Source organism: Methylobacterium sp. 4-46 (assembly GCF_000019365.1).
Lineage (GTDB): Bacteria > Pseudomonadota > Alphaproteobacteria > Rhizobiales > Beijerinckiaceae > Methylobacterium.
In genome coordinates this window covers 3441456-3453671 of sequence record NC_010511.1, presented here as the reverse complement: position 1 = coordinate 3453671, position 12216 = coordinate 3441456, and the positions used below count along the sequence as shown (strand labels likewise).

Below are 12216 nucleotides of genomic sequence, written 5' to 3'. Positions count from 1 at the left end.
CGGCCCCGTCGCGCGGTTGCGCGGGTCGGGAGCGGCATTCGGCAAGGGGCGGGAGCGTTCGGACACGGCGCCCGCCCCGGGCGACGCGTCGGGTCGAGGCCGGCGCGAGAGCAGGGAGGGGCCGTGCCTCGGCCCGGCGGGCTGATCCGGCCGCGTCGTCCGACCCGGCCGAGCCCCCGTCCTCGATCCTCGAACGCCGTCGTCGGACCGAGTTGCGCGCTCCGCCTCCCGCGGGGACGATGCGTTGCGACATCCGGTTGCGTGTGCCATTCGTGTCATCGGCCGAGGAGCCGCCAGACCTGCGTTGGAAGGTGCCGGAAGCTGAGCTATGGATCCGTCCTCATCGCCGTCCGCACGGACGAGGTGAGATTGGACAGAATGCACCCTCAGCGGTTCGTCGTCGGCCACGGAACCGCGGGTCGAGGGGAGCCGCCGTGGGCGCCCCGGGCCGGGCCGACGGGCACGAGAGCCTGCGCACCTCGCCGTCTGACCGCACGACAGTGGGCGAATTGCCGCTTTCGTCGTAACTGCTATCGGAATCATTAATACGAAGGTGGACGCGGGGGTGAGTTATGGCGGCGCGAATTGGTTTTCTTGGAAATTGCCAGGCGCAAACATTGGACGCCCTGTCGCGACATTTGGGGGCGGATTTTGAATTTGTGGAATTTTCACCGGTTTGGCTATATACGGAACAGGATGAAGACCGTGTTTTAACGCAGGCCAATCGTTGCGACATACTTTTCTGCCAGAGAATTGCCGAAGATTACGGCGTCGCGTTCTTGCGGACCAGCAGATTGAAAGCGGTGATGCGCGAGCGCTGTTTTTCTTGGCCTAACGTCTATTTTGAAGGTTATTTTCCGACGATTGGCTATATATACACGTCGCGCGGCAAGATCACGGGTCCGCTCAGCGATTATCATCTGCCGATTATTCGCGAGGGCTGGCAGAACGGGCGACCGGTGCAGGCCATCGTGGCCGATATCACCAGTCCCGATGGCCCGCTCTTCGCGGGTGACCCGGCCGGGGCCTCGCTGGCCGAGCTTGAGAGCCGGGAGGAGGGCCTGGACATCAAAATGAGCGACTTCATCGCGGAGCGTTTTCGCGAGCAGAAGTTGTTCTTTACGCCAAATCACCCTCGTGACGAGGTCCTGTTCGAGCTTCTAAGGCGAATGATGCGGGCCGCCGGCCTGAATAATCCAAGCTCCGATCGGGTAGGTACGTTTCCGTACACACTCGACAGCATTCAAATTCCCGTCATGTCCGGCTTTTTTCAGAGATATGGCGGCTCGATTCAGGAAAGTGACACGATCCGCGGCCGCGAGATCTCGCTCGAACCTGAAACGATCGGGGAGACCGCGACACCACGGAACTACGATTGGCAAGGGCTCATCGAGACTTACTTTCGCGTCTATGATGCCTATGCGCGCTTGGGCGCGCTGTAGGGGGCTGTCGGACTGGATGTCCTGAGGGGATTTGCCGGGGCCTCGGCCTCTCGACCCGGCGGGGGGCGCGTCGTGTCGGGCTCGCTCCGCGAGGCCGGTTCGGCACCCGCGCGCAGGAGCCCGGTCCCGCGGCCGCTCGTATCGCCATCGGGGCCGCACGCCGACCTGGCCGCGCCGGGGGCGATGCGGCGAGCGGGGGAGCTGTCGGCGCGAGCCGGTCGCCGACGGGTGCGACGCAGTCGTGGCGGACGGGCGGCGCGCGCGGATGCCGTCAGCGCCGCGCCCGCGCGGCGCGGAAGCGCTCGGGACTCGGCGCGCCTCCGTCACGGAACTTTCCTGCTGACCTGGAGCGCGCTCCACCCTTCCATCGCTGAACCGGCGGAATCCCCACACATGCTGAGAATAGCAACCCTCGCATCCCTCCTGCTCTCGTGCTCCCAGGTTCTCGCTGAACAGCAGGGACTCCCGCCCCTCCTGTCGAGCGGGCCGGATGACGTGTCGGAGAAATCCGTCCAGCCCGCCGGAGCGCTCGCGCGGCGACAGCTGAGGGATCGATTCGCCGACGAGATCAATGCCAAGGACTACGGCGCGAAGTGCGACTACGATGCCGGCAACCGGTCGGGCACGGACGATACCGCGGCCCTGCAGGCGGCGATCGACGCCGCGCAGACGTCGGCGGCGCAGGGAGCGGGCAAGCGCCTGCTGCTCCCGACGGGCAACTGCTTGACGGCTCCGCTCACGATATCGGGCCAGATCGACGTCCGAGGCGCGGGATCGCATTCCACGACCCTCTACCTGAAGGCGAAATCCGGCAAGGCGCTCCTCACATTCGACGCCAAGGGCGTCGATTTCTCCAACAAGTACGGATTCCCGCAGGGCAACGTGAGCCTGTCTCATTTTCGACTGACCAGCCAAGATGGCCATAGCGGGCCTGCTTCGGCCCACGGCCTTGAGCTGGTCCGAAGTCAGGCCGGTGTTTTCACGCCCTGGCTTCGACTTGACGACATGGTGTTCTACAACCTGCCAGGTTCGGGCATCGCTTCCGGACCGTTCCAGGGCTTTCTCGAAGCCAGTCGTTCGACGTTTTCGAACAATGGAGGATGGGGAACCGATACAAATTCGACGGTTGATTGGCGCTTTCTCGATTGCGATTGGGCTACGAATGCGGCCGGGAACATGCGGTCCTCGGGCGACGGGCAGATGTTCCTCCTCAATCCGAATATCTACGCCTCGACCGGGGGCTACGGCATCGTCGCCTACTCGACCGATCTCAAAGTCGTTGGTGGGAGCATCGACTACAATGCCAAAGGAGGCATGCAGTTCACCGCCGACAGCACGTCGCTCGGGCGACGCGTGCTCCTGAGTGGTGGCACCGCCTTCGGCGGCAACTCCCGCTCCGCTCGCGGCCTCCACGCGGACATCGAAGTCAGCGGTCGCGGCACGGCTTTGACGCTTCAGAATGTCAGGTTCGCCTCGAAGCCGCACAAACTCGATGCACAGAGCCAGATTTCCTACAACCTGAAGTTCATGGATCCCGGTCCGCTCTTCGTCGAGATCCGAGACACCCTGTTCGCCGCCGGCAGCGTCCGTGGCGAGAACGTGGTCTCCGACCTTCGGCGGGTCTCGGTCGTGGGGCAGCAGGATGGCTCGCTCCTGGCGGTCGGCGGCGTCATCTCCGACGGGCCCGTCCGGCAGCGGCCCCTCGTGTCGGACAGGTCCCCGACGCCCAGCGACATCCAGGACGGCTATTGCGCGATGGTGAAACGCTCGGACGACGGATCGCTGAGAATGTGGTGCAACGATCAGGGGCGGCTCGTCTCCTCGGCGCCGTTGCAATGATGCCGGCCTGCGGCCGTCCGCGCCGCGCTGCCGCGGCGGGCGGGCCGACCGCGTCCGCCCTGCCCACGACGCGCAGCGCGACATCCGACATCCGATTGATGGCTTCGCCATCTCCCATATCGGCCATGCGGATGTCGGCTTCGCTCAGGCGCCGCGCTCAGGCGCCGCGCAGGCTTGTGATCCGGGATCCGCTTTGATCGAGCGGATCCCGGATCAGAGGCCGATCGCTGCTCGGATCTCATCCAGGGTCCGCTGCGGATCCGGCCCGAGGCGGGCCTTGTGGATGCCGCACATCTTCCAGTCCGGATTGTTCCTCGCCGTGTCGACGAGGACGTGAATCTCTTCGGGAGCGACGGGGGTGTCGCCCCAACTCGTGAGCGAGAAGCTCCGGGATCGGCCCGCGCGCTGCCGCTGGCTGTACAAGTAGGCTGAGTACAAGAGAAATTCGGAGTAGCCGCCGCTCGCGCCGAAATTCCTCTCAAAGAACGGTCCGAAGGAGGTCCGCTCCCGCCTCTCGATCTCGGCGATCATGCCGCGCACGAGGTCCGCTTCGAAAACGAACGGTGTCGCCATGGCCGGCAGATGAATATCGGTGTGCGGATCCGGGACAGACCAGTAGGCGAGGTACATGCTTTTCATGTATCGTCTGAAGTCGTTTTCCTCGTAGGATTCGAGGAATGTCGCCGGATAAGAGCCGACGAACAAATCCGACAGGCTGAAATTTTTGACAAGGAAGTTTTTCGTGTCGATCGCCACATAAAAATCAGTCTGCACTCTAAACGCTGTTTCAAGCTTCTGAATCTGTTGCAGGCAATATCCATTGCCCGTCTTAAGTGTAAAGTGCTCTCTGAAAAGCATGCAAGTCCGTATCCCGACCTTTTCGAGCAATGGATATATTTTGCTATAAATAAAATCGCTGGTGGTTCGCGGATCCTCGTCGTTGATGCAGTATATGATCCTGTCCACCGAGGCCGGATCGATGAATTTTGCGATCGATTCTGCCTGCAGGAGGGCCAGGGCGAGCTCTGCTTCGTACAGCACGACGACGATGTCGCATCTCATGAGATCGGTCCTCGGGATGTCTGTTGCGGCGGAGACGATGCCGTTCGCGCGGTGAACAGATGGCCTGTTGCGGGCGATCGCGGAAGCGCCGAAGGCGCGCAACCGCGACCGCGGTCCGGAGCACCGTGTGACGAAGGCCTCGTCCAGGCCAGTCCGGCCGCCGCGGCCCACCGGGGCCGAGGTTCCCGGGAGCGCGGCCCGCCCGGGGTCGATCCCTTCCGAGTCGCGGTGGATCAGTAGCCCGCGTAGGCGACGGCGCCGTCGAACGGGTGGGCGCGGAAGACGCGGTCATAGGACGACACGTGGCCGTCGCTGGCATCGTGCCAGGGCGCAAGGCGCTTTAGATAATGGTTCGCCAGGCAGGGTTCGCCCCACGGCTCCTCCCGCATCCCCTCGTCCTGCAGCAGCACCAGGACGAAGTTGTCCGCCTCATGCCTGGCGCGAAGCGCGTCGCGCAGCCGGACCGCCCGGGAGCGGCACGCCGCCTGGTCCGTCACGTAGAAGTAGGCGGTCCGCCACGGAGCGCGGTACGCCTCGCGAAATTTCGCGACCAGGTGCAGCGTGCGTTCCCGCCAGCGCGTCAACGTCGCCGCGAAATCGGGATCGTCGCGCGGCTCCGGGGTCGCGAATGGCGAGTGGAACAAGTAATCATAGCCCTTGTCCCGCACCATGCGGCCGTCGGCGTGCCGTTCGAGGTTGCACTCCTCCAAGATCCCCTCGAAATCATCGTCGATGAGCCGGATTGCGGCTTCGAAACTCGTGACGTTCCAGGAGAAGAAACTTGAACTGTCGGTGCCGAAGATCCTCCGGAACTGGAAGGCTACCTCACAATTCTGACCAAGAGAGACGTATCTTCTGTACATTACGCCCTCTCAGGCTGGTGAGCGCGCGGGAGCCCGCATTCGTCCGGCGGGGGTGGGCGCGAGGCCGCCTCCCCGCGCGTGCCGCCGAACGCGCCGAACGACCCGCCCCACCTTACTCTAGGGAATGATGGGGTCAAACCCGCGCGTGCGCCACGTCGCGGCCCGGTCGCCGGGAAGGCGCGGCCGCCGCCGCGGGATCGTGCGCCGAAGCCGTCATCGGGAGCCGACGCCTTGGCGGAGGCTTCGGCACGGGCTAGATGACCCAAGGTAAGATGGCCGCGGCCCCATCACCCCCCATCGGATCCCAGCCGGTCGGACTTCCCCAGATGCCGAGCGATAGACAAGCGGGCCTCGTCGTCCCGGACCCGGGCGATGCCGCCCCGGCCGCGACTTGGCCGCCCCGCCACGCCTTCGTGGTTCTCGACCGCCTGCGCCAGCACCTGCCGGCGGCCGCCGCGGCCGCCCATTGCGTGGCCTTGTCGGAGAAGCAGATCGATGCCCTGAGGGGCTTCGAGATCTCCGACGCCGCGGGGCGGCCGGACGACGCGCTCCTCGCCCGACCGATCCTCGGCGCGATCCTGGACCGCGACTTCGTCGAGAGGTTTCCGAAGGCCGTGGCCCGGCTGAGGCAGATCGCCCCGCAGGTCCCCGGCGCGGACGCGGTGTTCGACCTCTCCGCCGCGGGACCGGACGGGGTGGCGGCGTGGCAGCTCGACCGCGCGCTGGGGCTGTCGGAGCGCTTCCTCGCCGATCTCGGCGCCGGGCAGCTGGAGATCGGGCGGCTCCAGCAGATCGTCACGGAGCATGTCGAGGCGCTCCACGCGGCGCAGCGCATCGTCGATCAGGCCGTGCCGCCGCAGCCCCGCCTCGGCCTGTTCCTGCCTCCGGGAGACGCCGTCCTGTGCCCGGCCGAGCTGCCGCAGGTCACCGGGCTCAGCCAGAATTCCAAGCGCGAGTTCCGCGCCGTGCACGCTTTCGAACTCCACCTCGCCGCGGCGGACCGCCAGACGCGCGCGAGCGTGGCGATCCGCCTGCGCGCCGCGCATTCGCGGGACCTGCTGGGGACCTGGACCGTTGCGGCCGCCACCCTCGATCCCGGCTGGAACCGCTTCGACTGCCCCGTGACGGCGCGCCCCCTGGACGAGCCGGTCGAGGTCGAGCTCCTCTGGGAGCGCGGCACCGCGCCCCGCCTCGCCCTCAGCCTGGGCGAGGAGACGGCGGATCCGCGCCTGCGGGCCGTGACCTCGGACGGCGCGGTGGGGCAGCGCCCCCTGGCGCTGCGCATCTACGCGGGCGTGCCGGGCCTGCGGCTGCCCTCCCGCGGCTGGGGCCGGCCGGCGGACGGGGAGGCGGCGCCGGAGGCGCCGAGCCACGTGCGGATCGACGAACTGCTCGAGCGCGCGGCCTTTGGCGGCGGGCTGCCGGAGCCGCGGCCCGAACTGCTGCGATACATGGGCGTCGGGTCGGGCCTGTTCCTGCACCCGGCCGACGAGGCGCCGCACGTCGCCGTCATCCGCCACGTGCGGATCGAAGGCGTGCGGGCCGTGCTGGCGGATGTCGCGCTCGCCCACGACGAGGCCGACCCGACGGAGTTCGGCCTGTTCGCGGCCCCCTCCGGGCTTCCGGTAGGCCCGAGGCCGGCCCCCCGCGGCGCCGCTCCGCGGCGCTGGCTGCGGCACGGCAGCCCGCGCCCGGGCGACGCGCTGGCCGCGCGCGAGGGATTCGACGGGCGCGCGGCCTGGCTGCGGCTCCGGGCGCGCGAGACCGGGCAGGTCCTGTTCGAGGCGCCCGGCCCGCTCGGCGACTGCTTCGACATCTACCTGGGGACGCGCCGGGCCGGCGCCGGGACGCGGCACGCCCTGGCGCACTTCCTCCACCTCGCGGTGGTCCGCGGGACGCGCCGGGCATGAGCGCCGATCCCGTGCCCCGCGCCCCGGCGGATGCGCCGTCCTCCCCGGCGCGCCCGCGCCTGGCGGTGATCGTCCCGGTCTTCAAGCACAGCGGGCTGGTGCGCGAGGCGGTCGCCTCGCTCACGCGCCAGTCGCGGTTCGCGGACGTGGACGTGGTCCTGGTCGACGACGGGTGCCCCGACCCGCAGACCTTCACGACGCTGACCGCCTTCTGCGCGCGCTGGCCCAACATCCACTGCGTGAGGCAGGCCAATGGCGGCCTCAGCGCGGCCCGCAACCGCGGCATCGCCTTCGCGCTCCGCCGGCTCCCGGCGGCGGAGGGCGTCTACTTCCTCGATGCCGACAACCTCCTCGCCCCCTACGGCATCGCGGCGATGCAGGAGGCGCTGCTCCTTCATCCCGAGGCGGATTGGTTCTACCCGGACATCCGGATGTTCGGTGTCCGGGCCTTCCACGATTACAGCGGCGACTTCAACGCCTACGCGGCCTCGGTCGTCAACCTGTGCGAGGCCGGCAGCCTGATCCGGCGCCGCATGATCGAGGCGGGTCTGCGCTTCGACGAGGGGATGCGGCTCGGCTACGAGGATTGGGATTTCTGGCTCTCGGCCGTGGGGCGCGGCTTCCGCGGCCGCCACCTGCCGAATCTCGGCCTGTCCTACCGGAAGCGGGCGGAGAGCATGCTCGCCGACTCGACCCGCTCGGACACGCAGATCCGGGAATACCTGCGCCGCAAGCACGAGGCGCTGTTCCAGGTGAACGCCTTCGTCGCGCGGGAGCACGACGAGCTGCCGCGCTTCGCCGTGCGCCTGTCCGACGAGGCGAGCGTGGAGATGGCGAGCGACCTGCAGCGCGGCGGCCCGCGCATGGACCAGCAGGCCTTCGAGACGCGGATCTGGCAGGCGATCCGCGAGCCGGCCTTCGTCTGGGCGGGCCAGTACCTCCTGTCGACGACCGGCCGGACGCTCGCCCTGCTGCGCGGGGCGGGCCTGACGCGCTGGCTCTGCCTGGAGATCGAGCGGGCCCTCGCCGGCCACAACTTCGTGTCGCTGACCCTCGCGGCCTCGGACGACGACACCATCCGGGTCCGGCGCGGGCACGGCTTCTCGCCGCACTGCCACCTCCTCGCCGTCTCGCAGAAGCTCCTGCAGGCGATCGCCCTCGACGAGAAGGACGCCTGGATCACGGAACTGCCGATCCACGGCGCCAATTACCGCGTCGCCACCCTGGAGATCCGCCTCCCGCCTCGGGCGATGGCGGCGGAGACCCTGAAGGACGTGGCGGTGACGGACTTCGTCCAGTTCTGCCTGCACCTGCGCTGCCACGGCCTGCGCGGCCGTCCGAGCAACCTGGTCGAGGAGGTCTTCCTCGGCTCCCGCCCGCTCGACGCGATGGCGCCGCGCGCCCGCGCCCAGTTCGACGGCGCCCTGCTCCCGCCGGTGGCCGAGGCGCGCGAGGGCCGCGTCGCCTGCGTGCTGCCGCATTGCGATTTCGGCGGCGTCGAGAAGGTCACGTTCTGCCTCGCCCGCGAGTTGCGCCGCCAGGGGCTGCGCACCAGCCTGATCCTGCTCGGGAGCGACGTCGCCTACCGGGCGCACCGCGCGCTCGAGGCCTTCGACGACATCTACCTCGTCGACGCCGGGGGCCGCATCGCCGCCTGGGCGGGCGATTCCTTCCTGGGCACGCAGCTGCCCAGGATCCTGGACGAGGCCTGGGCCCGCGACTTCGCGAATGTCCTGACCACGTTCGAACTCGTGGTGAGCTGCCACTCGGCCGAGATCATGGGATTGTTCAGCGGGCTGCGGCGCCGGGGCGTCACCACGGCGACCTACCTGCACCTGTTCGACAAGTCGCGCATCGGCGCCGCCTGCGGCCATCCGATGCTCGCCCTCGCCTACGAGCACGCGATCGACCTCGTCCTGACCTGCTCGGAGGGGATGGCCTGCGAGATGGCGAGCCTCGGCATCCCGCGCGACAAGATCCTGGCCCTGCCGAACGCGCCCTCGCTGGAGCCCGATCCGCACCGCGCCGTCGCGCCGCGCGCCCCGGCCGGTCGCCCCCTGCGCCTGCTCTACCTGGGCCGCCTCGATACCCAGAAGGGGCTCGACCGGCTGGCCGAGATCATCGACGCGCTCGACCCGGACCCGCTCTTCGAGATCCGGGTGGTCGGGAAGGCGGTGTTGACCGACGCCCACCTGACCCTCAGCCGGCACGCGCACCTGGTCGAACCGCCGGTCTACGACGATGCCGGCCTCTCCGAGATCTACCGCTGGGCCGATATCCTGCTGCCGTCCCGCTACGAGGGGCTCCCGCTCACCGTGCTGGAGGCCATGGTCCACGGCGTGGTGCCGATCGTGGCCGCCTGCGGGGCGGTGGCCGAGGCGGTCGAGTCGGGCGTCAGCGGCGTCGTCGTCCCGCAGGAGCGCTGCGTTCCGGGCTTCCTCGACCACCTGCGGGCCCTGGCGGCCGCGCCGGAGCGGTTGGAGGCGATGAGCCGCGCGGCGATGGCGAGGGCCGCCGGCCGGCCCTGGAGCGTGCTCGCGGAGCGCCTGCGCGCGCGGCTCGGCGCCGTCCGGGCGGCCCGCGCCCGAGAGAGGGCCGGAGCGGGCCGCGCAGGAGCGGGAGCCGGGCTGATCGGCGCCCGCGGCGGCCGAGCCGTGCCCCCACGGCGGGGCCGCCCCGCTCCCGGCGACCTTGCAGGATCGCGCCGAATCGCTAGCTGGGAAGCGACCCTCCGGAGAGTTCGGCATGAATGCCCGTCCCGACGCGCGCGACTTTGCGGCCCCCCAGCAGTTCGGCATCGGTCAGCCGGTGCCGCGGGCCGAGGATCCCGTGCTGGTGCAGGGGCAGGGGCGCTACACGGACGACCTCGCCCTTGAGGGGCAGGCCCGCGCGGTCTTCGTGCGCAGCCCGGTGGCGCATGGGCGGCTGAACGGGATCGACGCCGAGGCCGCCCGCGCGATGCCGGGCGTGCTCGGCGTGTTCACGGCGGCGGATCTCGACGGCTACGGCCGTATCGGCAACAGCATGGCCTTCACCAACCAGGACGGCTCGCCGATGCGCAAGCCGCCCCAGCCCTCGCTCGCCACCGACCGGGTGCGCTACGCGGGCGAGCCGGTGGCTCTCGTGGTCGCCGAGACCCTGGCGGAGGCCCGCGACGCCGCCGAGGCCGTGATCCTCGACATCGAGGACCTGCCGGTGGTGACCACCGCCGAGGAGGCGGCCGCGCCCGACGCGCCGCTCATCCACGACGAGGCGCCCGGCAACCTCGCCCTCGACTTCGCCCTCGGCGACCGCGCCGCCACCGACGCCGCCTTCGCGGCCGCGGCGCACGTCACCTGCCTCGACCTCGTCAACAACCGCCTCGTCATCAACCCGATGGAGCCGCGCGCGGCGATCGGCGTCTACGAGCCGGGGGACGGGCGCTACACCCTGCATGTGGGCTCCCAGGGCGTCTTCGGCCTGCGCAACAGCCTCGCGGACGGGGTGCTCAAGACCGGGCGCGACAAGGTCCGGGTGGTCACCGGCCATGTCGGCGGCTCCTTCGGCATGAAGGCGCCGGTCTATCCCGAGTACCTGCCGCTCCTCCACGCCGCCAAGGTGCTGGGGCGGCCCGTCAAGTGGACGGACCTGCGCTCCGAGAGCTTCCTCTCCGACCATCACGGCCGCGACGTCGCGGTGACGGCGGAGCTCGCCCTCGACGCGGAGGGCCGCTTCCTGGCCTTCCGGGTGCGCGGCCGGGGCAATATGGGGGCCTACCTCAACCCGCTCTCGCCGCTGTTCCAGACCGTGAACATCGCCCGCAACATGGTCGGCGTCTACCGCACGCCGGTCTTCGACGTGGCGGTCGCCTGCCTCTACACCAACACCACGCCGATCGGGGCCTATCGGGGCGCGGGCCGCCCGGAGGGCAACTACTTCATCGAGCGCCTGATCGAGAACGCCGCCGCCGAGACCGGCCGCGACCGGGTGGCCCTGCGCCGCCTCAACCAGATCCGCCCGGAGGACATGCCCTACGCGGCCCCCTCGGGCATGACCTACGACAGCGGCGACTTCCCGGCCGTGCTCGACCGGGCCCTCGCCGCCGCGGATTGGGACGGTTTCCCGGCCCGCCGCGCCGAGAGCGAGGCGCGCGGCCTGCTGCGCGGCATCGGCATCGGCGACTACCTGGAGATCACCGCGCCGCCGATGAACGAGATGGGCGGCCTGCGCTTCGAGGCGGACGGCACCGTGACGATCATCACCGGCACCCTCGATTACGGCCAGGGCCACGCCACGCCCTTCGCGCAGGTGCTGCACGACCGCCTCGGCATCCCCCTCGACAAGGTCCGCCTGCTCCAGGGCGACAGCGACCAGCTCATCGCGGGCGGCGGCACCGGCGGGTCGAAGTCGCTGATGGCGAGCGGCGCCGCCATCGTGGAGGCGAGCGCCCTCGTGATCGAGAAGGGCAGGGCGGCCGCCGCTGCCGTGCTGGAGGCCGGCCCGGCCGACATCGTCTTCGAGGACGGCCGCTTCGTCGTCGCGGGCACCGATCGCGGCATCGGGCTCCTCGACCTCGCCGCCAAGCTGCGCGAGGGCCTGCCCGACCCGCAGGCGCCGCGCAGCCTCGACGTCGCCCACGTGCACGAGGCCTCCCCCTCGGCCTTCCCGAACGGCTGCCACGTCGCCGAGGTCGAGGTCGATCCCGAGACGGGCGTCGCCGCGGTGGTGCGCTACACCACGGTCAACGATTTCGGCACGGTGGTGAACCCGCTCCTCGTCGAGGGCCAGATCCACGGCGGCGTGATCCAGGGCATCGGCCAGGCGCTGATGGAGCGCACGGCCTACGACGAGCAGGGCCAGCTCGTGACCGGCTCGTTCATGGATTACTGCCTGCCGCGCGCCGCCGACGCGCCCCCGATGAGCTTCGAGAGCCACCCGGTTCCGGCCAAGACCAACCCGCTCGGCGTCAAGGGCTGCGGCGAGGCCGGCTGCGCCGGCGCGCTGCCCTCGGTGATGAACGCCCTCGTCGACGCCCTGCGGGCCCGGGGCGTCGCCCACATCAACATGCCGGCCACGCCCCGGGCGATCTGGGCGGCCCTGCGGGAGGCCGAGGGCGCATGA

General features: G+C 69.7%; 7 protein-coding genes. 5 read left to right on the top strand and 2 right to left on the bottom strand.

The features are described 5' to 3' along the window. Positions 1 to 572: 572 nt before the first annotated feature. Entirely contained in the window at positions 573 to 1442 is an 870-nt protein-coding gene (locus M446_RS38155; protein ID WP_168169157.1) for a WcbI family polysaccharide biosynthesis putative acetyltransferase, read from the top strand. Between the two features lie 495 nt (positions 1443 to 1937). After that, on the top strand, positions 1938 to 3281 hold the full coding sequence (locus M446_RS14920; RefSeq protein WP_236728683.1) for a glycosyl hydrolase family 28-related protein: 1344 nt from the start codon (positions 1938 to 1940) through the stop codon (positions 3279 to 3281). A 213-nt stretch (positions 3282 to 3494) separates the two neighbouring features. Here M446_RS14920 and M446_RS14915 read toward each other — a convergent pair whose 3' ends face one another. Both M446_RS14915 and M446_RS14910 read right to left on the bottom strand, forming a co-directional pair. Then, positions 3495 to 4445 carry a DUF6492 family protein gene (locus tag M446_RS14915; RefSeq protein ID WP_150108667.1) on the bottom strand — a complete coding sequence of 317 codons (951 nt, stop codon included), beginning with the start codon at positions 4443 to 4445 and terminating at the stop codon, positions 3495 to 3497. Positions 4446 to 4576: 131 nt separating this feature from the next. Next, positions 4577 to 5206 (bottom strand): DUF1796 family putative cysteine peptidase, encoded by a 630-nt coding sequence (locus M446_RS14910; RefSeq protein ID WP_012332924.1) that lies wholly within the window; start codon positions 5204 to 5206, stop codon positions 4577 to 4579. A gap of 326 nt (positions 5207 to 5532) precedes the next feature. Between M446_RS14910 and M446_RS14905 the strand changes: the two genes are divergently transcribed. The 3 genes from M446_RS14905 to M446_RS14900 are packed head-to-tail and all read left to right on the top strand — an operon-like array spanning position 5533 to position 12216. After that, positions 5533 to 7116 carry a DUF6212 domain-containing protein gene (locus M446_RS14905; RefSeq protein WP_012332923.1) on the top strand — a complete coding sequence of 528 codons (1584 nt, stop codon included), beginning with the start codon at positions 5533 to 5535 and terminating at the stop codon, positions 7114 to 7116. Next, on the top strand, positions 7113 to 9992 hold the full coding sequence (locus M446_RS38930; protein WP_012332922.1) for a glycosyltransferase: 2880 nt from the start codon (positions 7113 to 7115) through the stop codon (positions 9990 to 9992). The genes M446_RS14905 and M446_RS38930 overlap by 4 nt, the downstream gene beginning before the upstream one ends. Next, positions 9946 to 12216 carry a xanthine dehydrogenase family protein molybdopterin-binding subunit gene (locus tag M446_RS14900; protein WP_012332921.1) on the top strand — a complete coding sequence of 757 codons (2271 nt, stop codon included), beginning with the start codon at positions 9946 to 9948 and terminating at the stop codon, positions 12214 to 12216. The genes M446_RS38930 and M446_RS14900 overlap by 47 nt, the downstream gene beginning before the upstream one ends.